General features: G+C 64.0%; 21 protein-coding genes. 14 read left to right on the forward strand and 7 right to left on the reverse strand.

Features of this window, described 5'->3' with window-relative positions:
• Positions 1 to 46 precede the first annotated feature (46 nt).
• From tkt to ACNFCJ_RS02025, 9 genes are all read left to right on the forward strand, one after another.
• The gene (gene tkt, locus ACNFCJ_RS01985; RefSeq protein ID WP_416769486.1) at positions 47 to 2,047 is read left to right on the forward strand and encodes a transketolase; all 2,001 of its coding nucleotides are present in this window, start codon (positions 47 to 49) and stop codon (positions 2,045 to 2,047) included.
• 63 nt (positions 2,048 to 2,110) lie between these two features.
• The gene (epd, locus tag ACNFCJ_RS01990) at positions 2,111 to 3,166 is read left to right on the forward strand and encodes an erythrose-4-phosphate dehydrogenase (RefSeq protein WP_416769488.1); all 1,056 of its coding nucleotides are present in this window, start codon (positions 2,111 to 2,113) and stop codon (positions 3,164 to 3,166) included.
• Positions 3,167 to 3,177: 11 nt separating this feature from the next.
• Positions 3,178 to 4,338, forward strand: coding sequence for a phosphoglycerate kinase (locus tag ACNFCJ_RS01995; RefSeq protein ID WP_416769490.1), 1,161 nt, complete (start codon positions 3,178 to 3,180; stop codon positions 4,336 to 4,338).
• Positions 4,339 to 4,443: 105 nt separating this feature from the next.
• On the forward strand, positions 4,444 to 4,629 hold the full coding sequence (locus tag ACNFCJ_RS02000) for a hypothetical protein (RefSeq protein WP_106733667.1): 186 nt from the start codon (positions 4,444 to 4,446) through the stop codon (positions 4,627 to 4,629).
• Positions 4,630 to 4,641: 12 nt separating this feature from the next.
• Positions 4,642 to 4,968 (forward strand): MliC family protein, encoded by a 327-nt coding sequence (locus tag ACNFCJ_RS02005; protein ID WP_179546051.1) that lies wholly within the window; start codon positions 4,642 to 4,644, stop codon positions 4,966 to 4,968.
• Between the two features lie 123 nt (positions 4,969 to 5,091).
• Positions 5,092 to 6,156 carry a class II fructose-bisphosphate aldolase gene (gene fba, locus ACNFCJ_RS02010; protein WP_037003821.1) on the forward strand — a complete coding sequence of 355 codons (1,065 nt, stop codon included), beginning with the start codon at positions 5,092 to 5,094 and terminating at the stop codon, positions 6,154 to 6,156.
• Between the two features lie 169 nt (positions 6,157 to 6,325).
• Positions 6,326 to 6,802, forward strand: coding sequence for a hypothetical protein (locus tag ACNFCJ_RS02015; RefSeq protein WP_416769492.1), 477 nt, complete (start codon positions 6,326 to 6,328; stop codon positions 6,800 to 6,802).
• A gap of 13 nt (positions 6,803 to 6,815) precedes the next feature.
• A complete protein-coding gene (locus tag ACNFCJ_RS02020) occupies positions 6,816 to 7,916 on the forward strand; it encodes a PQQ-dependent sugar dehydrogenase (RefSeq protein WP_416769494.1) in 1,101 nt (366 codons plus the stop codon).
• Positions 7,917 to 7,955: 39 nt separating this feature from the next.
• Positions 7,956 to 8,450 carry a YgjP-like metallopeptidase domain-containing protein gene (locus ACNFCJ_RS02025; protein WP_179546271.1) on the forward strand — a complete coding sequence of 165 codons (495 nt, stop codon included), beginning with the start codon at positions 7,956 to 7,958 and terminating at the stop codon, positions 8,448 to 8,450.
• A 96-nt stretch (positions 8,451 to 8,546) separates the two neighbouring features.
• Here ACNFCJ_RS02025 and ACNFCJ_RS02030 read toward each other — a convergent pair whose 3' ends face one another.
• The 4 genes from ACNFCJ_RS02030 to yccS form a co-directional block, all read right to left on the reverse strand.
• Complete coding sequence (locus tag ACNFCJ_RS02030) at positions 8,547 to 8,780, reverse strand: DUF2789 domain-containing protein (RefSeq protein ID WP_099522861.1); 234 nt, start codon at positions 8,778 to 8,780, stop codon at positions 8,547 to 8,549.
• Between the two features lie 62 nt (positions 8,781 to 8,842).
• A complete protein-coding gene (locus tag ACNFCJ_RS02035) occupies positions 8,843 to 9,325 on the reverse strand; it encodes a GreA/GreB family elongation factor (RefSeq protein WP_416769496.1) in 483 nt (160 codons plus the stop codon).
• Between the two features lie 46 nt (positions 9,326 to 9,371).
• Positions 9,372 to 11,177 (reverse strand): 7TM diverse intracellular signaling domain-containing protein, encoded by a 1,806-nt coding sequence (locus tag ACNFCJ_RS02040; RefSeq protein ID WP_416769497.1) that lies wholly within the window; start codon positions 11,175 to 11,177, stop codon positions 9,372 to 9,374.
• Positions 11,178 to 11,234: 57 nt separating this feature from the next.
• Positions 11,235 to 13,406, reverse strand: a complete 2,172-nt coding sequence (gene yccS / locus ACNFCJ_RS02045; RefSeq protein ID WP_416769499.1) for a YccS family putative transporter — start codon at positions 13,404 to 13,406, stop codon at positions 11,235 to 11,237.
• Positions 13,407 to 13,580: 174 nt separating this feature from the next.
• Between yccS and ACNFCJ_RS02050 the strand changes: the two genes are divergently transcribed.
• The 4 genes from ACNFCJ_RS02050 to ald all read left to right on the forward strand — a co-directional run bounded on the left by ACNFCJ_RS02050 (position 13,581) and on the right by ald (position 16,778).
• Entirely contained in the window at positions 13,581 to 14,120 is a 540-nt protein-coding gene (locus tag ACNFCJ_RS02050; protein ID WP_416769500.1) for a TetR/AcrR family transcriptional regulator, read from the forward strand.
• Between the two features lie 62 nt (positions 14,121 to 14,182).
• Positions 14,183 to 14,884, forward strand: coding sequence for a glutathione S-transferase family protein (locus tag ACNFCJ_RS02055; protein WP_416769502.1), 702 nt, complete (start codon positions 14,183 to 14,185; stop codon positions 14,882 to 14,884).
• Positions 14,881 to 15,564 (forward strand): glutathione S-transferase N-terminal domain-containing protein, encoded by a 684-nt coding sequence (locus tag ACNFCJ_RS02060; protein WP_416769503.1) that lies wholly within the window; start codon positions 14,881 to 14,883, stop codon positions 15,562 to 15,564. Before ACNFCJ_RS02055 ends, ACNFCJ_RS02060 begins: the two co-directional genes overlap by 4 nt.
• A 92-nt stretch (positions 15,565 to 15,656) precedes the next feature.
• Positions 15,657 to 16,778: an alanine dehydrogenase gene (ald, locus tag ACNFCJ_RS02065; protein ID WP_416769504.1), complete on the forward strand. Its 1,122-nt coding sequence runs from the start codon at positions 15,657 to 15,659 to the stop codon at positions 16,776 to 16,778.
• 40 nt (positions 16,779 to 16,818) lie between these two features.
• Here the strand turns inward: ald and ACNFCJ_RS02070 are convergent, their stop codons facing one another.
• Positions 16,819 to 18,630 carry an SLC13 family permease gene (locus tag ACNFCJ_RS02070; RefSeq protein ID WP_416769505.1) on the reverse strand — a complete coding sequence of 604 codons (1,812 nt, stop codon included), beginning with the start codon at positions 18,628 to 18,630 and terminating at the stop codon, positions 16,819 to 16,821.
• Positions 18,631 to 18,739: 109 nt separating this feature from the next.
• Positions 18,740 to 19,924, reverse strand: a complete 1,185-nt coding sequence (locus tag ACNFCJ_RS02075) for an NAD(P)/FAD-dependent oxidoreductase (RefSeq protein ID WP_416769506.1) — start codon at positions 19,922 to 19,924, stop codon at positions 18,740 to 18,742.
• A 207-nt stretch (positions 19,925 to 20,131) separates the two neighbouring features.
• Between ACNFCJ_RS02075 and ACNFCJ_RS02080 the strand changes: the two genes are divergently transcribed.
• Positions 20,132 to 20,863 (forward strand): substrate-binding periplasmic protein, encoded by a 732-nt coding sequence (locus ACNFCJ_RS02080; RefSeq protein WP_416769508.1) that lies wholly within the window; start codon positions 20,132 to 20,134, stop codon positions 20,861 to 20,863.
• On the opposite strand, the gene ACNFCJ_RS02085 is transcribed toward ACNFCJ_RS02080, so the two are convergent.
• Entirely contained in the window at positions 20,864 to 22,099 is a 1,236-nt protein-coding gene (locus tag ACNFCJ_RS02085; RefSeq protein WP_256836828.1) for a diguanylate cyclase domain-containing protein, read from the reverse strand.
• Positions 22,100 to 22,184: the final 85 nt, after the last annotated feature.

Here is a 22,184-nt window from a genome sequence, read left to right on the forward strand (position 1 = left end):
TTTTCGCCCCCTTCATTCAGAAGCAGCCCCCGTAGGAGATTCAGCGATGCCCAGCCGTCGTGAGCGAGCCAATGCCATTCGTGCCCTGAGCATGGATGCCGTGCAGAAAGCCAACAGCGGCCACCCCGGTGCCCCCATGGGCATGGCGGACATCGCCGAAGTGCTGTGGCGCGACTACCTGAAGCACAACCCGCAGAACCCGAACTTCGCCGACCGTGACCGCTTCGTGCTGTCCAACGGCCATGGTTCGATGCTGATCTATTCGCTGCTGCACCTGACCGGCTATGACCTGTCCATCGACGACCTGAAGAACTTCCGTCAGCTGCACAGCAAGACCCCGGGTCACCCGGAATACGGCTACACCCCGGGCGTGGAAACCACCACTGGCCCGCTTGGCCAGGGCATCGCCAACGCCGTGGGTTTCGCCATCGCCGAGAAGGTACTGGGCGCGCAGTTCAACCGTGAAGGCCACACCATCGTCGACCACAACACCTATGTGTTCCTCGGCGACGGCTGCATGATGGAAGGCATTTCCCACGAAGTCTGTTCGCTGGCCGGCACCCTTGGCTTGGGCAAGCTGATCGCCTTCTACGACGACAACGGTATCTCCATCGACGGTGAGGTCGAGGGCTGGTTCACCGATGACACGCCGAAGCGCTTCGAAGCCTACGGCTGGCAGGTGATCCGCAATGTCGACGGCCATGATGCCGAAGAAATCAAGATGGCCATCGACACCGCGCGCAAGACCACGGATCAGCCGACCCTGATCTGCTGCAAGACCACCATTGGCTTCGGTTCGCCGAACAAGCAGGGCAAGGAAGAGTGCCACGGCGCGCCGCTGGGCAATGACGAAATCGCCCTGACCCGCGCCGCGCTGAGCTGGAACCATGGCCCGTTCGAAATCCCCGCCGAGATCTACGCCGAGTGGGACGCCAAGGAAGCCGGCGCTGCCGCCGAAGCCGCCTGGAACGACAAGTTTGCCGCCTACGCCGCTGCCCATCCTGAGCTGGCTGCCGAGTTCAAGCGCCGCATCGCTGGTGAGCTGCCGGCCGACTTTGCCGAGAAGGCCGCTGCCTATATCAAGGACGTCGCCGAGAAGGGCGAGACGATCGCCAGCCGCAAGGCCAGCCAGAACGCGCTGAATGCTTTCGGTCCGCTGCTGCCGGAATTCCTCGGTGGTTCGGCCGACCTGGCCGGTTCCAACCTGACCCTGTGGAAGGGCTGCAAGGGCGTCTCCGCTGAAGATGCGTCCGGCAACTACATGTTCTACGGCGTGCGCGAGTTCGGCATGAGCGCGATCATGAACGGCATCGCCCTGCACGGCGGTTTCGTGCCGTACGGCGCCACCTTCCTGATCTTCATGGAATACGCGCGCAACGCCGTGCGCATGTCTGCGCTGATGAAGAAGCGCGTGCTGTACGTGTTCACCCATGATTCCATCGGTCTCGGCGAAGACGGCCCGACCCACCAGCCGATCGAGCAACTGGCCAGCCTGCGTGGCACGCCGAACCTCGACACCTGGCGCCCGGCCGATGCCGTGGAGTCCGCCGTGGCCTGGAAGTACGCCATCGAGCGCGCCGACGGCCCGAGCGCCCTGGTATTTAGCCGTCAGAACCTGCCGCACCAGCCGCGTGATGCCCAGCAGCTGGCTGACGTCGCCCGTGGCGGTTACGTGCTCAAGGACAGCGCTGGCGAGCCGGAGCTGATCCTGATCGCCACCGGTTCGGAAGTCGGCCTGGCCGTGGCTGCCTACGACAAACTTACCGCTGCCGGCCACAAGGTACGCGTGGTGTCGATGCCGTCCACCAGCGTGTTCGACGCCCAGGACGCCGCCTACAAGCAGGACGTGCTGCCACTGCAGGTCGGTGCGCGTATCGCCATCGAGGCCTCGCACGCCGACTACTGGTACAAGTACGTGGGTCTGGAAGGTCGCATCATCGGCATGACCAGTTTCGGCGAGTCGGCCCCGGCCCCGGCGTTGTTCGAGCACTTTGGCTTCACCGTCGACAATGTCGTCGCCACGGCCGAAGAACTGCTGGACGCCTGATGCGTTGATGCCCCTCTCCCCGCCCGCGGGAGAGGGGGTTGAACTGCGAACCTGCGAGACGCCATGTCCAATCGCCCCTATCGTGTCGCCCTCAACGGCTATGGCCGCATCGGCCGTTGCGTGCTGCGCGCGCTGCACGAGCGTGGCAATTCAGCGAGCCTGGAAATCGTTGCGCTGAACGACCTGGCCGATCAGGCCAGCATCGAATACCTGACTCGCTTCGACTCCACCCACGGGCGCTTTCCCGGCGAGGTCAAGGTCGATGGCGACTGCCTGCATATCAACGGCGATTGCGTGAAGGTGCTGCGCCAGAGCGAGCCCGAGGCGATCGACTGGGCCGCGCTGGACATCGACCTGCTGTTGGAGTGTTCCGGGCAGTACGTCACCCGCGATCAAGCGCAGCGTTTCATCGACGCTGGTGCTCCGCGGGTGTTGCTGTCGCAGCCGATGGCCAGCGAGGCGGATATCGACGCCACGGTGGTTTATGGCGTCAATCAGCAGTGCCTCAGCGGTGCCGAACAACTGGTCTCCAACGCCTCCTGCACCACCAATTGCGGTGTGCCGCTGCTGAAACTTCTCGATGAGGTGGTGGGTCTGGAGTACGTCTCCATTACCACCATTCACTCGGCGATGAACGACCAACCGGTGATCGATGCCTACCACCACGAAGATCTGCGCCGCACGCGCTCGGCCTTCCAGTCAGTGATTCCGGTGTCCACCGGCCTGGCACGGGGTATCGAACGCCTGCTGCCGGAACTGGCCGGGCGTATCCAGGCCAAGGCCATCCGCGTGCCGACGGTCAACGTCTCGTGCCTGGACATCACCCTGCAGACCGCACGCGATACCTCTGCCGAAGAGATCAACCGCGTACTGCGCCAAGCGGCGGAAAGTGGCCCGCTCAAGGGGCTGCTGGCCTACACCGAACTGCCGCACGCCAGCTGCGACTTCAACCACGACCCGCACTCGGCCATCGTCGACGGCAGCCAGACCCGTGTGTCCGGCCCGCGCCTGGTCAACCTGCTGGCCTGGTTCGACAACGAGTGGGGGTTTGCCAACCGTATGCTCGATGTCGCCGAACATTTTCTCCTACAAGCCAATCAAGCCAATCCTGCCCCGTGAAGGACTGATCTATGACCGTTCTGAAGATGACCGACCTCGACCTCGCTGGTAAGCGCGTGTTGATCCGCGAAGACCTCAACGTTCCGGTGAAGGACGGTGTGGTCAAGAGCGACGCGCGTATCCTCGCGTCCCTGCCGACCATCAAGCTGGCGCTGGAGAAGGGCGCTGCCGTGCTGGTCTGCTCGCACCTGGGCCGCCCGGAAGAGGGCATTTACAGTGAGGAAGATAGCCTGGCGCCGGTCGCCGCCTACCTGAGCAAGGCGCTCGGTCGCGAGGTGCCGCTGGTCAAGGACTACCTCGACGGTGTCGAGGTCAAGGCCGGCGAGCTGGTGCTGCTGGAGAACGTACGCTTCAACAAGGGCGAGAAGAAGAACACCGACGAGCTGGCCCAGCAGTACGCTGCCCTGTGCGACGTGTTCGTCATGGACGCCTTCGGTACCGCTCACCGCGCCCAGGGCTCGACCCATGGCGTGGCCAAGTTCGCCAAGGTCGCCTGTGCCGGCCCGCTGCTGGCTGCCGAGCTGGACGCGCTGGGTAAGGCGCTGGACAAGCCGGCCCGCCCGATGCTGGCCATCGTCGCCGGCTCCAAGGTGTCGACCAAGCTCGATGTGCTCAACTCCCTGGCCGATATCTGCGACTCGCTGATCGTCGGTGGCGGCATCGCCAACACCTTCCTCGCGGCTGCCGGCCTGCCGGTGGGCAAATCGCTGTACGAGGCCGATCTGGTCGACACCGCCAAGGCCATCGCGGCCAAGGTCAGCGTACCGCTGCCGGTCGACGTGGTGGTGGCCAAGGCCTTCGCCGAAGACGCCGAAGCCACCATCAAGGCCGTCGCTGACGTGGCCGAAGACGACATGATCCTCGACATTGGCCCGCAGACTGCAGCGATGTTCGCCGAGATGCTCAAGGCCTCGCAGACCATCCTGTGGAATGGTCCGGTCGGCGTGTTCGAGTTCGATCAGTTCGGCAATGGCACCAAGGCCCTGGCCCTGGCTATCGCCGAAAGTCCGGCGTTCTCCATTGCCGGTGGCGGCGACACCCTGGCGGCCATCGACAAATACGGCGTGGCCGAGAAGATTTCCTACATTTCCACCGGTGGCGGCGCTTTCCTCGAATTCGTCGAGGGCAAGGTGCTGCCGGCCGTGGAAGTGTTGGAGCAACGCGCACAATAAACACCAGCTAGGGTGAATGGAGTCACCCTGCGCCACGGCGGATAAAACCCTGACGTGAACGGGTGGTCTGTAAGAAGACCGGATCATCGAACAAGGAGTCATGTCATGGACAAGTTAGCCGCCCTGGGCGTCATTGGTATGTTGCTGGCCGGTTGTGCCGGCGGTGGTCGTGAAGCGGCCTGCGAGGTGTTCAGCCCGGCGCAGATCGAAACCCCGACCACTCAGGATGATCAGCGTGTCGAGCAGAACAGTGGTGAGCCCACTGGCCCGGCACCGGAACAGCGTTGCTGAGAAGGAGAGACAATGATCGCTATCAGACTCGCAGGGCTCGCCGCCACCGGCTTGCTGCTTGCGGCCTGCAGCAGCAAGCCGCCAGTGTCGGATCAGTGGACTCGCTGGGTGTGCGACAGTCAGACCGAAGTGCTATGGCGCTTCGCCAATGGCAGTGTCGAGCAGGTGGACGTGCGCCTGGGCGGTGATGACATCGTCTACCGCCTGACCCAGGAGCCGGCGGCATCCGGCGTGCTGTACAGCGATGGACGCCTGTCCTTCCACACCAAAGGTGAGGAAGGCCTGGTCTACTGGACCGCGACCGATGACCTGATCGGCCGCGGCTGCAAGGCCCCGTAACACCTTCGGCGCTGCCGAGACGGGCCGCGGGCACAGGCTCCGGCACGACGAAACTTGAACAACGCCTGCCCCTGCGGCAGGCTTGCACGATTAACGACCTCCAAACCGGGAGACAGAAACACCATGGCACTTATCAGCATGCGCCAGATGCTCGACCACGCCGCCGAATTCGGCTACGGCGTGCCGGCCTTCAACGTCAACAACCTCGAGCAGATGCGCGCCATCATGGAAGCCGCCGACAAGACCGATTCGCCGGTCATCGTCCAGGCTTCCGCTGGTGCCCGCAAGTACGCAGGTGCGCCGTTCCTGCGCCACCTGATCCTGGCTGCCATCGAAGAATTCCCGCACATCCCGGTGTGCATGCACCAGGACCATGGCACCAGCCCTGACGTGTGCCAGCGCTCCATCCAGCTGGGTTTCTCCTCGGTGATGATGGACGGCTCGCTGAAAGAAGACGGCAAGACCCCGGCTGACTATGACTACAACGTCGCCGTCACCCGCCAGACTGTTGCCTTCGCCCACGCCTGTGGCGTGTCCGTGGAAGGCGAGCTGGGTTGCCTGGGCAGCCTGGAAACTGGCATGGCCGGTGAAGAAGACGGCGTCGGCGCCGAAGGCGTGCTGGATCACAGCCAACTGCTGACCGACCCGGAAGAAGCGGCGGCCTTCGTCAAGGCTACCCAGGTCGACGCCCTGGCCATCGCCATCGGCACCAGCCACGGCGCCTACAAGTTCACCAAGCCACCAACCGGCGACGTGCTCTCTATCGAGCGCATCAAGGAAATCCACAAGCGCATCCCCAACACCCACCTGGTGATGCACGGTTCTTCCTCCGTTCCGCAGGAATGGCTGAAGGTGATCAACGAATTCGGCGGCGACATCAAGGAAACCTACGGTGTGCCGGTCGAGGAAATCGTCGAGGGCATCAAGCACGGCGTGCGCAAGGTCAATATCGATACCGACCTGCGCCTGGCCTCCACCGGCGCGATCCGCCGCATGATGGCCGAGCACCCGAGCGAGTTCGACCCGCGCAAGTTCTTCGCCAAGACCATCGTCGCCATGCGTGACATCTGCATCGCCCGCTACGAAGCCTTCGGCACCGCCGGCAATGCCTCCAAGATCAAGCCGATCTCCCTGGAGGGCATGTACCAGCGCTACGCCAAGGGTGAGCTGAACGCCAAGGTCAACTGAGCCTGATGCGTGACCCGGAGCCCCGCCATGTGCGGGGCTTCTGCTTTTTATACACGGGGCTCGGCGTCAGCAACGCGGCGAGAGGTAAAACCCTGTAAAACTCCCGAAGCCTGAGGGCAGGCGGGGTGCGCCATAATTCGTGGACTGTCGTTCCGGGAAACTGCCACCCATGTCCAGCAAGCCACGTCTGTTGCTCGCTTTTCTCCTCGCCGTGTTGCTGGCCTCGCTGCTCGCCTCGATCTTCCAGACCCAGACCAACCTCGCTGCCTTGCAGGCGCTCGGCGCGCCGATGCCGCTGGATGTGCGCGTTGGCACCACCTGCCTCGATCTGATCGGTTTCGCACCAACCTTCGCTTTGCTCAGCACCCTGGGTTTTCTGGTTGCCTTGCCATTGGCTGCCTGGTTGGCGCGGCGTGTGCCGCCGCTGCGTTGGCTGATTTTCGTACTGTCGGGCGCTGCAGCCATCTGGACGGCACTGGCGCTGGCCAATGCTGTAGCGCCGATGCCGACGCTGATCGCCGCCGACCGCAGCCCGTTCGGCACGCTCGGGCTGATGGCTTGCGGCAGCGTCGGTGCATTGCTGTTCGGCCTGCTCGGCCGGCGGGTGCGCTACCGCGTGCAACCGACTTCTTCCGATTCTCTGTGACAAGGCGTTGCCCATGTTGAGAAGCACCCGTGCGCTGATGCTCTGCGCCCTGTTCGTCAGTACGCCGCTGCTGGCCCTGGATTACCGTATCGAAACCTTCAGCGAAGGGCTGGAGAACCCATGGGCCGTGGCTTTCCTGCCGGACGGGCGCCTGCTGGTTACCGAGCGCGTCGGACGCCTGCGCATCATCGAGGCCGATGGCAGTGTCGACCCGGAGCCGGTGGCTGGCCTGCCTGACGTCTTCATCGCTGCCCAGGCCGGGCTGATGGAAGTGGCGCTGGACCCGGACTATAGCGATAACCGCTGGCTGTACCTGACCTATGCGTACGGCTCGCAGGAGGCCAACAACACGCGTCTGGCGCGTGCCCGCCTGGTGGATGACGAGCTGCACGACTTCGAGGTGTTGTTCACCGCCCAGCCGCTCAAGGCCGGCGCGGCGCATTACGGTGGGCGCATCGCCTTTCTCGCCGACAAGACCCTGGTGCTGACCCTGGGCGACGGTTTCGACTGGCGAGAAGAGGCGCAGAACCCGACCAACCACCTGGGCAAGATCGTGCGCCTGAACCGAGACGGCAGCGTACCGCAGGACAACCCGCTGATCGGCCAGGAAGGTGCCGCGCCGGAGATATACAGCCTCGGCCATCGCAACGTGCAGGGCATCTTCTTCGATGCCGAACACAATCGCCTGTACAGCCACGAGCATGGCCCGCGCGGGGGAGACGAGTTGAATCTGATCGAGGCCGGCAACAACTATGGCTGGCCGCTGGCGACCTTCGGTATCGACTACACCGGCGCGCGCATCAGCCCCTACACCGAGCTGCCGGGGCTGACCGCGCCGCTGCTGCACTGGACGCCCTCGGTCGCGCCGTCGAGCCTGACGCTGTATCGCGGCGAGTTGTTCCCCGACTGGCAGGACGACCTGTTCGCAGCCACTCTGGCCGAGCGCAGCGTACGGCGCATCCGTGTGCGCGACGGCATGCTGGCCGGGGAGGAAATTCTCTTCGAAGAGCTGGGCGAGCGGATTCGCGATGTACGCAGCGGGCCGGATGGCGCGCTCTACCTGCTTACCGATAACCCGCAGGGGCGCTTGCTGCGTGTGGTGCCCAGCGAGTAATGCGGCATCCGTTACACTGACGGTCCAGATGAACGCGGAATCGTATCGTTGAAGTATCTACAGGGTTATCCGGTCGCCTTGCAGCAGCAGGTCCGTCAGCTGATCGCCGATGATCGGTTGGGCGACTACCTGGCGCAGCGCTATCCGGGGCGGCATGAAGTGCAGAGTGACAAGGCGCTGTACGGCTACGTCATGGCGCTCAAGCAGGAGCACCTGAAGAACGCGCCGGCCATCGACAAGGTGCTCTACGACAATCGGCTCGACCTCACGCACCGCGCTCTGGGCCTGCACACGGCTGTCTCGCGTGTGCAGGGCGGCAAGCTCAAGGCGAAAAAGGAAATTCGCGTTGCCTCGCTGTTTCGCGATGCGGCGCCGGCCTTTCTGCAGATGATCGTGGTGCACGAGCTGGCGCACCTGAAAGAGAGTGATCACAACAAGGCGTTCTACAAGCTGTGCGACCACATGCTGCCGGGCTATGCACAGATCGAGTTCGACCTGCGCATGTTCCTGACCTGGCGCGAGATGAGTTCGTAGGGTGCGCCGCGCGCAACGATGCCTCGGCGATAGGGAAAAACGGTGCGCACGGCGCCCCCCACCTGTCCGGCCCGGTATTTGACGCCAGGCGCGGTATCAGCCGTGCAGGCGCACGTTGAGCTGATCGACCACTGGCGCCCAGTCGGCGTCTTCGAGAATTTCTTCGCGCAGCAGCGCGGCCTGCGCAGGCGTCCAGAATGGGGCGTCGGACAACTTGCATGCGTCCGGCAGTGGCGAATGGGTGCTGATGAAGGCGTTGATACTGGCGGCATCGTCGGGCAGGCCAAGCTGCTTGAACAGGGCTGGCAGGCTGTGGATGGGCTTTTCCATGATGGGCTCTCCAAACGTAAGGTTCATCGTTAATTACCCCACCCGGGCGCAGATAGTTCCGCTCAATCGACCGTCAATACCTCGAAGGCCTGCAGCCGCTGGCCCATCGGCAGGGTAATTTTGTCGCCGGGGTGCTTGCCGAGTAGCAGGCGTCCCAGCGGTGCAGCATTGCTCAGTACCTGGATATTCTGCCCGGCATGCTGCAGCTTCATGCTGGCACCTTGCGGACCGAGAAACAGCCACTGCTCATGACCGTCTTCGCTGGCCAGCAGAATCAGCGCGCCCAGTTCGATACCTTGCACCTCGTCGAATGGCCGTGGGCGTAACTGGCGCCAGGTGATCAGGGTCTGGCGCAGTTCTTCGACGCGGCGCGCCTGACCGCTGGCCAGGTAGGCCGCTTCCAGGCCCAGGGTGTCATACTTGTTCTCGGCGACGTTCTCTTCGTGGGTGGCCGCTTCGTGTGCACTGAGAGCGGCGAGGCTGGCCTGTTCTAGGTCGGCCTGCAGGTGGGCGAGCACGTCTTGCAGCAGCTGATTCTTGTCCATGGCGGGCTATCGGATTTGGGGTGATGAGAGGGGCAGCGGCCCCACTTCAAAGCTGTTGGGTGGCCAGCTGTACGCGGTTGCGGCCTTCGGCCTTGGCCCGGTACATCGCAGCATCAGCCAGGCGAATCAGCATAGTGGCATCGTCGGCGCCGTGGCTCAGGGCGATACCGATGCTGGCGCCGACGCGCACGGAACGATCTTCCAGGTACATAGGCGTGTCCAGGCCTTCCAGCAGGCGTTTGGCCAGGTCCTGGGCATCCTCGGCCGATTGCACGTTCTCGCAGATCACCACGAACTCGTCACCGCCCAGACGCGCTGGCAGGTCGGCATCGCGGATGTACTGGCGCAAGCGACCGGCGATTTCGGCCAGTACCTGGTCGCCAAAGCCATGGCCGTGTTGATCGTTGATGGGTTTGAAACCGTCGAGGTCGATCAACATCACCGCGAGCAATTCATTGCGTCGCAGGCTGCGCGCCAGTGCTTGCTCCAGATGCTGCTGCAGGGCGGTGCGGTTGGCCAGGCCCGTCAGCGGGTCCTGCAGGGCCAGCTCACTGAGGCGTTGGTTGGCCTGCTCCAGCGCCATGGTGCGCTCGGTGACGCGTTTGGCGAGGATCTGTTCGTTGAGTTGCAGCGCGGCCTCGCGCTGGCGTTTGAGTTCGTTGAAACGGGCTGCCAGAGCGAAGGACAGCAGGATCATCTCCAGCCCCGAGCCAATCTGCATGGCGTACAGGGTGAGGAAGTTCGACGGAATCAGGGCGAAGTTGCGCAGCGCCAGTAGCACCGCGCCGGTCAGCAACATCAGCCAGGCCAGGGCGAACAGTCGAGCGCCCGGCACGCGGTAGCTGATACAGACGAAACTGGTGAGCAGCAGCGTCAGGGTGGCGATCAGGCCGGTCAGCGACATCAGCTGCAGCGCACGCTGCAGTGGTAGCAGCATACTGGCCAATACGGCCCCACCGATGGCGATGGCCAGTATCAACAGGCCCTTGTCCCAGCGCGGCAGCCACTGGCGGGTATCGAGAAAGCTGCGCGCAAAGACCACCGACAGCAGCGCCGCTGTCGTCAGGCTCACCGGCAGCATGCGGTTGCTCCAGGGCGCGGCTTCGGACCACAGATACTGCGCGCCAAGGCCGTTGAGCGACAACACGCTGAGGGCGAAGGCGCACATGAACAGCACGTAATTGAGGAAGGGCCGCTCGCGCAGGGCGAGAAACAGCAGCAGGTTGTACAGGCCCAGGGCGATCAGCACGCCGAAGTAGATGGCATGCACTAGGTAGCCGTTCTGGCTGTGTTGCTCGAAATCGCGGGCAGACATCAGGGCGCCGCTGAGGGTCATGCTGCCACGCGAGTCGACGCGCAGGTACAGCGTGCGTTGTTCGCCGGGCTGCAGAACGATCTCGAATACCGGGTTGCGATGGCCGACGCTGCGCTGCACGTAGGGCACGGTGTCGCCGCTGCGCGACTCGCGCACGCCATCGGCGCCGATGTCGTACAGACGCACCTCGTCCAGCGAGGCGTAGTTCAGCTCCAGTCTCCAGACGCGTGTTTGCTGGGCATCCGATTGCAGCGCCAGGCGCAGCCAGATCACTCCCGGCACGTAGCCGAAGCTGAGGTCACGGCGGTCCAACGAGGGTTGGAAAGGGGCATCGACAGCGCGAACGTCGTCCAGGCTCAGGGTGCTCTGGGGATCGGCGAGAAAGTCGACCAGGCTGTAGAGATCCTGTGCTGCGCTGCTATCGTCCAGGCGCGTACTGGCGAGGGTGGCCTGGCTGGCCAAAAGCAGGCTGCACACCAACAGCAGACCCGGCAGCGAGACCAGGTAGGCGAGGGCGGTGTGTCGATTGGCTGGCATGGGCAAGGTCTGGGAGCTCGGCGTCGTCAGATAGTGGCAGAAAGCCCCATGAACCTGCTAGTGGCGATCCTTTTGCAGATGCACGGCCAAGGTACGCAGCGGCGCCAGTTGGCGGCAGATCAGCGCCAGTTGCGTCTGCACCAGACGTTGACGTTCGTCGACGTCGTCGGCAATCTGCTCCAGGCTTTGCGCCAGTGCCTGTTCTTCATCGCTGTGGATGGCCAGCGGCTGCTCGCCGCGCAGGCCGGTGGCGATTTCATCGAGGCTGCTCGCCAGCGCTTCGGCCTGTTCCAGCAATTGTGCCTGGGCCGCCTGCGGCAACTGCTCGCCACGATGGGCGCCGAGCCCGGAGAGATAGCTGAGCAGGGTGTGCGATAGCACCAGAAAGCGAAAGCCGAGGTCGGCGTCCTTACGGAAGTGGCCGGGCTCCATCAGCATGTTGCCGAGGGTGGTGGATAGCGCCGCGTCGGCGTTATGCGCATTGCGTCGGGCCAGGCGGTAGCCGAGGTCGTCACGCTTGCCGTGTGCGTACTGGGCGATGATCTGCCGCAGGTAGGCGCTGTTGCAGCTCAGTGTGTTCGCCAGCATGCGCCCCAGGCGCCGCCCCTGCCAGTCCGGCAGGATCAGGAACACCGCCAGCCCGGCCAGCATACCGCCGAGCAGGGTGTCGACCAGGCGCGGCAGGAACAGGCCGTAGCCATTGCCGATCTGGTTGAAGCAGAACAGCACCAGCAGGGTGATCGCCGCTGTGGCCAGGGTGTAGCGGGTGGTGCGTGTGGCGAAGAAGGCGACCCCGGCGATCACGGCGAACAGTGCCTGGATGCGTGGGTCGGGGAACAGATCGAACAATGCCCAGCCGAGGCCCAAGCCGATCAGGGTGCCGACGATACGCTGCACCAGCTTGAGACGCGTGGCGCCGTAGTTCGGCTGGCAGACGAACAGGGTGGTCAGCAGAATCCAGTAACCCTGAGTCGGATGGATCAGATGCAGCAGGCCGTAACCGGCCGCCAGGGCAATGGACAAGCGCAGCGCGTGGCGGAACAGCAGCGAAGTGGGCGTCAGTTGCTGGCCGATCCGCTCGATGACTTCGCGCAACGAATGCGGCTCGCGGTCCAGCAGGCTGCTGTCCTGCTCATCGGCCAGAGCGTCGGGGTTGCTGGCATTGCCGAGCAGCAGGTCGAGGCTGGCGAGGTTGCCGGCCAATGCACCGAGCGAGCGCAGCAGGCGGCGCCAGGCCGGGTTGCTCTGCAGGTGCAGGTGATCGAGCGAGGCATGCAGATCTTCCAGGGCCTGGCTGCATAGTTCGCGGTATTCGAAGGGCTGGCGCAACTCGATGGCGCTGCCCAGGCGCTGGCAGGCCTCGCCGTGCAGGCGCAGCAGGCGCTGGCAGCGAAACAGCACATCGCTGTGGAAAAAGGCTTCGGCCAGTTCGTTGTAGGGATAGTGCGACGAACTGGCGCGCTCGTGAATGTCCTGGGCGAGGAAGTACAGCTTCAGGTAGCGATTGACCTTAGGGGCCGGCCGACCGCCACCGACCCGATGCAGAATGATCTCCTTGGCTGCGTTGAGTGCTGAGACCACGCGGCCATTCTGCTGAGCCAGCTCCAGGCGGCGTTGCTCCACATCCAGCTGGCGCACCGGCTCGAACAGTGCCGCTTTGAGCTTGAGGTACTTACCCAGTTCGCGAAACAGTCGGGCCAGGGCGAGCTGCACCGGCTGATGAGCGAACAGCGCGTGCCAGATCACCGAAAGCAGGCCGTACCAGGCGGCGCCGGCCACCAGCAGCAGCGGCTCCAGCCACAGGCCGGCGACGCCGCCGCGCTGCTCGACGCCGATCATGCTGTACACGGCGAGGATCAACGTGCCCGAACCCAGTGTGGCGAAACGCTCGCCGAGCGCGCCGAGCATGGTCAGGCAGAAGGCGGAAAAGGCCAGGGCGATAACGAACAGCCAGGGATAGGGAAAGAGGAACTCCACCGCATAGGCTGCTGCGCTGAAGCAGGCCAGGGTAGCCAGCACCGCGCCGAGGCGGCCTTGCCAACTGTCGTCGGTCTCGGTCAGGGCGCTGGCGATAATGCCGAGAAACAGCGGGATCAACCCATGCATCCAGCCCTGCCACCAGCACAGCGAAAGGGCTCCGGCCAGGGCGATGAACACCCGCAGACTGGCGCTGAACTTGTCCAGTGCCCAGAGGCGGCGCAGTGATTGACGGAGGCGAGGGCGGGGCATACGAAGCCTGATCTGAAGCGATGCATGAAGCCTACCGGAACTCATCGGTCACTGGGTATCGGTAGCGATACGCAGATCGTGTTGATTATTTGGACCGATTGGTTCTAAATTCGGCGTATGACGACACGTGGACGCCCCAAAAGCTTCTGCCCGGACCGGGCCCTGGAAAATGCCATGCAGCTGTTCTGGCAGCGCGGTTATGAGGCCGCGTCGCTGCAGGACCTGCAGGCGGCCACCGGGCTGTCCAAGAGCAGCCTCTACCAGACCTATCCGAGCAAGCAGGCTTGGTTCGTCGCGGCCTTCAGCCTGTATGTAGCGCAGCGCCGCGCCCTGCTGCTGGAGCAGTTGCAGGCCAGCGCCTCGCCGCTCGCCTTCATCCGCGAGCGTCTGCTCAGCGTGCTGGAGGACGACGGCCCCGATGGCGTGCCGCGTGGCTGCATGCTGGTCAACGTCGCCAATGAATTCTCCTTGTCGGAGCCAGCGCTGGTGCCGGTGCTGCAACAGGCCACGGCGGGCATCTGCCAGATTTTCCAGCAGGCGCTCGAGCGCGCCGTGGCCTGCGGGGAGCTGAGCAATGCCCAGGACCTTGCGGCCCGTGCCGGCTACCTGCAGTGCGTGATGAGCGGGCTGCGCACCCAGGTGAAATCCGCAGTGCCGGCGGACTCGATTCGCGCCACCGTGGCGGTGGTGATGGCCAGCCTGGATTGCGCATGAGCGGTGTTGCGCAGGTTTTTATTCGTCCAACTCTGGACTGACTGGTTTTTAAAGGAGCTGATATGCGGGAATTGTTCGAGCTGTGCGGCGCCGATCCTGAGCTGGTGTTCTCGCCCTACTGCTGGCGCGTACGTCTGGCGCTGGCGCACAAGGGCCTGGATTGGCGGAGCCGGCCGACACGTTTCACCGACAAGGAGCTGATCGCCTTTTCCGGACAGAAGCTGGTGCCGGTGCTGATCGATGACGGTGAAACCGTGCATGACAGCCTGGCCATCTTCGCTTACCTCGACCAGCAATATCCGCAACAGCCTCTGCTCGGTGATGCCTTGGCTGCCGAGCGCGCGCGGCTGGTCGAGCGCCTGACTTTCAACATGGTGCGTGCGCCGCTGTTGAAGATGCTGATCCCGCGGGTCTGGCAGGTGATCGACCCCGCTGATCGCGATTACTTCCGCAGCAGCCGGGAGAAGGCGCTGGGCATGAGCCTGGAGGCGTTCGCCGATCCGCAGGGTGGTGAGCGGCTGTTCCGTGAGGGCGTGGCGCCGCTGGAAATGTGGCTACGTGATCAGCCCTTCCTCGAAGGCCAGGCGCCCGGTGGCTGCGACTACCTGCTGGCCGGCATGTTGTTCTGGGCATGGTGCCTGGGCGCACAACCCTGGGCCGACGATTCGGCGCTGGGCGCCTGGTTCGCGCGCATCCTGCAGGCGTATGAGGCGACTCACGGCCCGGTCAAGCGGGCCGCGATCCACGTGGAGGAAAAGCAATGATCGACCTGTACTACTGGACCACACCCAACGGCCACAAGGTCAGCATCTTTCTCGAGGAGGCCGGGCTCGACTACCGCATCGTCCCCGTGCACATCGGCAAGGGCGAGCAGTTCGCGCCGGAGTTTCTCAAGATCGCGCCGAACAATCGCATTCCCGCCATCGTCGATAACGCGCCGGCAGATAGCGGCGAGCCCATCGCCCTGTTCGAGTCCGGGGCAATTCTCGAATACCTGGCGGACAAGAGTGGGCAGTTCCTGCCGCGCGAGACGCGGGCACGCTTCGACGTGCTGCAGTGGCTGTACTGGCAGATGGGCGGCCTCGGGCCGATGGCGGGGCAGAATCATCACTTCGTGCGCTACGCACCGGAGCCGATCCCCTATGCCATCGACCGCTACGTGAAGGAAACCGCGCGCCTCTACGGTGTGCTCGACCGCCAGCTGGCCGGGCGCGAGTATGTGGCGGGCGAGTATTCCATTGCCGACATGGCCATCTACCCCTGGGCCAAACTGTGGAAGATGCAGCAGCAGAAGCTGGAGGACTTCCCCAACATGGCCGCCTGGCTAGAACGCATCGATGCACGCCCTGCGGTGCAGCGTGCCTACGCGCTGGTAGAGCAGGTGAATGCCGATCCGCAGGCATTGCTCACGGCCGAGGCGCGGCGCCTGCTGTTCGGGCAGTGACGGACGGGCGAACTTTCTCGCGGATTTTCCTGTGATACGGCTCACGCTTTCCTAGACTTCAGACTGTTGGCCCGCAATGGTTGGAGATGGTGATGCGAATCGGCGTACCCAAGGAAATCAAGAACCACGAATACCGCGTCGGTCTCACGCCGCAGTCGGTGGCCGAGCTGAGCGCGCTCGGTCATGAGGTGTGGGTCGAAACCCATGCCGGAGCCGCCATCGGTTTTGCCGACGAGGATTACCTCGAGGCCGGCGCGCAGATCGCCAGGAACTCGGCCGAGGTGTTCCAGCAGGGGCAGTTGATCGTCAAGGTCAAGGAGCCGCTGGCAGTGGAGCGCGCCAGGTTGCGCGCCCATCACACGCTGTTCACCTACCTGCACCTGGCGCCGGACCGGGCGCAGACCGAAGAGCTGATGGCCGGCGGCGCCACCTGTATTGCCTATGAGACGGTGACCGATGCACAGGGGCGACTGCCGTTGCTGGCACCGATGTCGGAAGTGGCCGGACGCATGTCCATTCAGGCCGGGGCCGGCTGTCTGGAAAAGGCCCGCGGCGGGCGTGGCGTCCTGCTCGGCGGTGTGCCAGGCGTGGCGCCGGGCAAGGTGGTGATTCTCGGCGCTGGCGTGGTCGGCAGCCATGCCCTGGCCATGGCGGTTGGCCTTGGCGCCGATGTCACGGTGCTGGACAAGAGCGTCGATGCACTGCGCCGGCTCGATGCCCAGTATGGCAATCGCATCACCACGCTCTATTCCACCCGCGCGGCGGTGCGCGAGCAGGTCTTGGCTGCTGATCTGGTGATCGGCGGGGTACTGATTCCCGGCGCCGCCGCGCCGAAGCTGATCACTGCGGAGATGGTCCGGCAGATGAAGGTGGGCGCAGTGCTGGTGGATGTCGCCATCGACCAGGGCGGCTGCGCCGAGACGTCGCGCGCCACCACCCATGCCGAGCCCACCTATGTGGTGGATGATGTGGTGCATTACTGCGTGGCCAACATGCCTGGCGCGGTGGCGCGCACCTCGACCCTGGCGCTCAACAACGCCACGCTGCCGTTCGTCGTGGCGCTGGCGCAAAAGGGCACACGACGCGCCTTGCAGGAGGACCCACACCTGCTCGCTGGCCTCAACGTCGCGCGCGGCATCATCACCTGCGCCAGTGTCGCCGAGGCACATGACCTGCGCTTCCAGTCGCCGGCCAGCGTGATCGAGCAGCTCTGAGGCAGGATGGCCCCGGTGCAACGGTTAGCCTGGCGGCGAGTTACAGCGGCCAGACCCAGAGCAGCAACGGGATGCTGACCAGCACTACCAGGATCTCCAGTGGCAACCCCAGGCGCCAATAGTCGCCGAAGCGAAAACCGCCAGGGCTGAGAATCAGGGTGTTGTTCTGATGGCCGATGGGCGTGAGGAACGAACACGAGGCGCCGATGGCCACCGCCATCAACAGTGCGTCCGGGCTGACGCCAAGTTGGCTCGCGGCGCTCAGTGCAATCGGGCACATCACCGCAGCGGTTGCCGCGTTGTTCATGAAGTCCGACAGGGTCATGGTCACCACCAGCAACAGGGTCAGGGTGATGATGGCGTTGCCCTGCGCCAGATTTTCCATCAGCACCCGTGCCAGCAGATCGGCCGCGCCTGTGCTGGACATCGCCCCAGCCACCGGGATCAACGCGCCGAGCAGCACGATCACCGGCCAGTCGATGGACTCGTAGACGGCCCGCAGCGGCACCAGGCGCAGCAGCATGTAGGCCAGCACCCCGCAGGCGAAGGCGATTGCCGTGGGCAGCAGACCAAAGGCCGCCGCGACGATGGCCAGGATCATGATGCCAAGGGCCAGGTTGGCCTGACGTGGATCGGGAATGTTGATGGCGCGTGCCGCCAGCGGCACGCAGTCATAGTCGCTGGCGAACTCACCGATATCCTCGGCGCTGCCCTGCATCAGCAGCACGTCACCACCCAGGATCAGGGTCGAGCGCAGGCGCTTGATCGAGCGATGGCTCTGCCGTGAGATGGCCAGCAGGTTGATGGAGTAGCGGCTGCGCAAGCGCGTGCTGCTGGCGGAGCGCCCGATCAGCGAGGAGTCAGGTTTGACCAGCAGTTCCTGCATTGCACGGTCTTCGTCGTTGCTGACTTTCTTCTCGGTATCACTGTTCTTGTCGTTCTGTTGCTCGGCCTCCCTGGCTTCGCGCTCGGCTTCCAGCAGCAGGTCCAGCTTGCCGAGCACTTCGCCCAGCTCTGCCGGGTCGGCCTCGATCACCAGCACGTCGTCGGCCTGCAGCATACGCCGCGGGTTGGGGGCAGTCAGGCGCAGCTTGTTGCGCACCATGGCCACCACCTGGGCGTCGGCTTCATCAAGCAACTGTTCGATCTCGCGCAGGGTCTTGCCCTCGGCGCTGCCGCCTGCCTTGACCCGCGCCTCGGTCAGGTAATGGCCAGTGTCGAAGCTGGCGGCGTTGCCCACTTCGCGCTTGGGTACCAGGCGCCAACCGAGCAGACTGATGAACAGTACGCCGGACAGCGCCACGGCCACGCCGACCGGGCTGAAGTCGAACATTTCGAAGGGGCCACCGCCATGCTGGGCGCGGAAGCTGGAGACGATCAGGTTTGGCGGTGTGCCGATCAGTGTGGTCATGCCGCCGAGTATGGTGCCGAAGGCCAGCGGCATCAGTACGCGTCCTGGCGGCAACTCCAGGCGTGCGGAAATCTGCAGGGCGATGGGCATCAGCAGGGCGAGGGCGCCGACGTTGTTCATGAATGCCGAGAGCAGCGCCCCCAGGCTGGTCAACGCGGCGATGGACACTAGAGCGCCCGCGCCGCTGGGCAGCAGGCGTTGCGCCAGGCGGTTGACCGCGCCAGTGCGCTGCAGGCCATGGCTGAGCACCAGCACGCAGGCAACGGTGATCACCGCCGGGTGACCGAAGCCAGCGAAGGCGTCGCGGTCTGGCACGATGCCGACGATCACGCAGGCCAGCAGTGCCCCCAGTGCGACCACATCGTGGCGCCAGCGACCCCAGATGAACAAGCCCATGCTGGCGATTAGAATAGCGAAGATCAGGCCTTGTTCGAACGTCATGATGCGGCGTCATCCCTGTGATTGCAGCGTTGCATAAGCTGTTCACAGCAGAGTCTGCGCCGCGCCGGCAGTTCCCGGCGCGCCTTCAAATGGGGCGCAAAATTTTGTCTCAGACGTATTGCGCGGCGGCGTAGCCCGAAGCCCAGGCCCATTGGAAGTTGAAGCCGCCGAGGTGGCCGGTGACATCCAGTACTTCACCAATGAAGTACAGACCCGGCATCTTCAGCGATTCCAGGGTTTTCGACGACACCTCGTCGGTGTTCACTCCACCCAGGGTTACCTCCGCGGTGCGGTAGCCTTCGGTGCCGGCTGGTACCAGTTGCCAGTCGGACAGGCGCTCGGCAATCGCCTTCAGCTCGCCAGCGGTGTACTGCTTCATCGGTTTGTTGGTGAACCAGCTGTCGACCAGCAGGGTCGCCATCTTCTTGGTGAACAACTCGGCCAGCAGGGTTTTCAGCTCGCTGTTGCCGCGTTCGCGCTGCTGCGTGGCCAGCCACTCGGGCAGGTCGATATGCGGCAGCAAGTCGATGTGCAGGGTGTCACCTGGCTGCCAGTAGGATGAAATCTGCAGAATCGCCGGACCGGACAGGCCACGATGGGTGAACAGGATGTTCTCGACGAAGCTCTGGCCGTTGCAGCTCACCCGGCAGTCTTCCACCGAGGTGCCGGAAAGCTCCGTGCACAACGCCTTGAGCTGCGGTTCGGTGATGGTGAAGGGCACCAGCCCGGCGCGAGTCGGCAGCAGTTGGTGGCCGAACTGCCTGGCCACCTGATAGCCGAAGCCGGTGGCGCCGAGGGTTGGAATCGACAACCCGCCGGTGGCGATCACCAGGGATTGGCAAGCCACCTCGCCAAGATCGCTGTGCAGCAGGAAGCCTCCTTCGCGTTTCTCGATGCGCTGCACCGCCGTGTTCAGACGAATCTCCGCACCCGACTCGGCGCACTCGGCCAGTAGCAACTCGAGGATGTCGCTGGACTTGTTGTCGCAGAACAGCTGGCCGAGTTTCTTCTCGTGGTAGGGCACGCCGTGCTTGGCCACCAGGCCGATGAAGTCCCATTGAGTGAAGCGCGCCAGGGCAGACTTGCAGAAGTGCGGGTTACCGGAGAGGAAATTACCCGGCTCGCAATACATGTTAGTGAAGTTGCAGCGCCCGCCGCCGGACATGAGGATCTTCTTGCCAGCCTTGTTGGCGTGGTCGAGCACCAGCACGCGGCGACCACGGGCAGCTGCACTGGCTGCGCACATCAGGCCGGCGGCGCCTGCGCCGATGATCAGTACGTCGGTTTGCAACACGGGATGTCCTCAGGTGAATCTGCTGACGCAGCCAGCGCCGCGCGAAAATCGCTGAAGTTTACCCGAACCGTTCTGTGCCGACGCTTCTGTCAGCGCGCTACTGGCTAGAAAGGCACACTGCGAATGACTGTCTCAGATATGAGGTAGTGACGAGTGGCATTGTGCCTGCTATGACTAAAACTGATCATTTCGGATAGATCTCCACTCATGACCGTCGTGCGTGCCTGGCTATTGCTCTTGCTGCTGTCGCCGGCATCGGCCTCGGCTGAGCTTTTGCGTCTGGTGGCCGACCCCTGGCCGCCGTTCAATGATCAACGCTTGCCCGGCAAGGGGCTGGCCAGTGATCTGGTGGAGCAGGCGCTGGCCCGCGCTGGCTTCACTACCAGTTATGTGGAAGTGCCCTGGGAGCGTGCTGTGTCAGGGCTCAAGCGCGGGGATTACGACGTGCTGATCAACGCCTGGTATAGCGCCGATCGCACCGAGTACGGTTATTTCTCCCAGCCCTATCTGGTCAATCGCATTCGCTTCATGCGGCGCAAGGGCAGCGACATCCGCTTCGAGACCCTGGCCGTTCTCTATTCGCATAGCATCGCGGTGGTCAGGGGCTATGCCTACTCCAAAGAGTTCGACAGCGACCCGCAGTTGCTCAAGGTCGGTGTCGGCAGTTTCGAGATCGCCGCGCGCATGCTGCATGCCGGGCGCGTGCAGCTGGCGCTGGAAGATGAGCTAGCCGCGCGCTACATGCTCGGGCGCACACTGAGCAGCATTCGTGATGAGCTGGAGTTTCTGCCACTGCCGTTGAGCGAGAACGGCCTGCATATCTTGGTGCGGCGCAGCCATGCACAGCATCGCGAGATCGCCCGGCGTTTCGATGCGGCGATCCAGGCCATGAGCGAAGACGGCAGCTATGCCGCCACGCTGAGGCGCCACGGTCCCTGATCAGGCCAGTACGGTGCGGGCACGGCCCTGCTGCTTGGCGCGATACAGGCGAATGTCGGCCTCGTGCAGCAGGCTTTCCAGGTCTTCGGGTTCACCCTGGTAAAGGCCGGCGCTGAACGACAGCGCAGGCGCACCAGCGGCGTAGTGCAGGCCGGCGCACTGTCGGCGCAGTTTATCCAGTGCCTGCACCACATGCTCCGCGCCGTGCAGGGTGAGCAGGGCAAATTCCTCGCCGCCCAGGCGGCCCAGCAGCATGTCGGGGAAGGCAGTGCTCATCGCCCGGGCGAACACCACCAGGGCGCTGTCGCCGCTGGCATGACCGAAGCTATCGTTGATCTGCTTGAAATGATCGAGATCGAGCATCGCCACGCTGACTTCGCGACTTTCCCGTTGCGCCTTCTGCAGTATCTGCATGCCTTGCTCGTAGAAGGCGCGGCGGTTGTTCAGGCCGGTCAGGGCATCGAACTGCGCGGCCTTCTTCAATGCGCGCAGCAGGTCGCGTCGCTCCAGGGTGGACATCACCCGGCAGTTCAGCTCTTCCGGGCAGAAGGGTTTGCGCAGGAAGTCGTCGGCGCCGTGCTTGATGAATTGCGCACTGAGCGAACCCTTGGGGTCGGCGGACACGCCGATGATGATCAGGTCATTGAGGCGCAGCTTCTGCCGCAGCAGTTTGACCAGCTCGAAACCGCTGACGCCTGGCATGGCGTGATCGAGTACCAGCAGGTCGAGGTCCGGGTGCTCGTTTAGCTGGCGCAGCGTCTCCTTGCCGTCACAGGCCTCGATGATCTGGTAGTGGTGCGGCTCGAGGATATGACGGATGTAGTGGCGCTGCGCCGTGGAGTCGTCAGCGACGAGAATCTTGATATGGCTGTTGTGATCCAGCCTGTGCAGCAGGCGGAAGGCGTACTCGTAGGAATGCTGGCTTTCCTTGAGCACGTAATCGACCACGCCCTTCATCAGCAGCTCGTCGCGGCGCTGCTCGTTGTAGCTGCCGCTGAGCACGATGCACGGCAGGTGATAGCGCATCACCAGATCGACGCTTTCGCCATTGGGCGCATCCGGCAGGTGCAGGTCGACGATGGCGGCGAAGAACAGCGAAGCGGAGGTTTCCAGCATCACCTCGGCCTCGGCCAGCGAAGCGCAGAAGATCGGCTCCAGATCGGTTTCCTGGCGGAACAGATGCTCGAGGATCTTCAGTACCAGTGGACTGTCTTCAATGACCAGAATATTGCGCATGGGTAACTCCGGCCCAGGCCGTTTGATCCTTTATATCAGCCCGGGAGGCCGTTCGCGATCCTGCGACCTAGAGCGAGCACGGTCG

The sequence above is a fragment of the Pseudomonas sp. NY15364 genome (assembly GCF_048068235.1).
Taxonomy (GTDB): Bacteria; Pseudomonadota; Gammaproteobacteria; order Pseudomonadales; family Pseudomonadaceae; genus Aquipseudomonas; species Aquipseudomonas mendocina_D.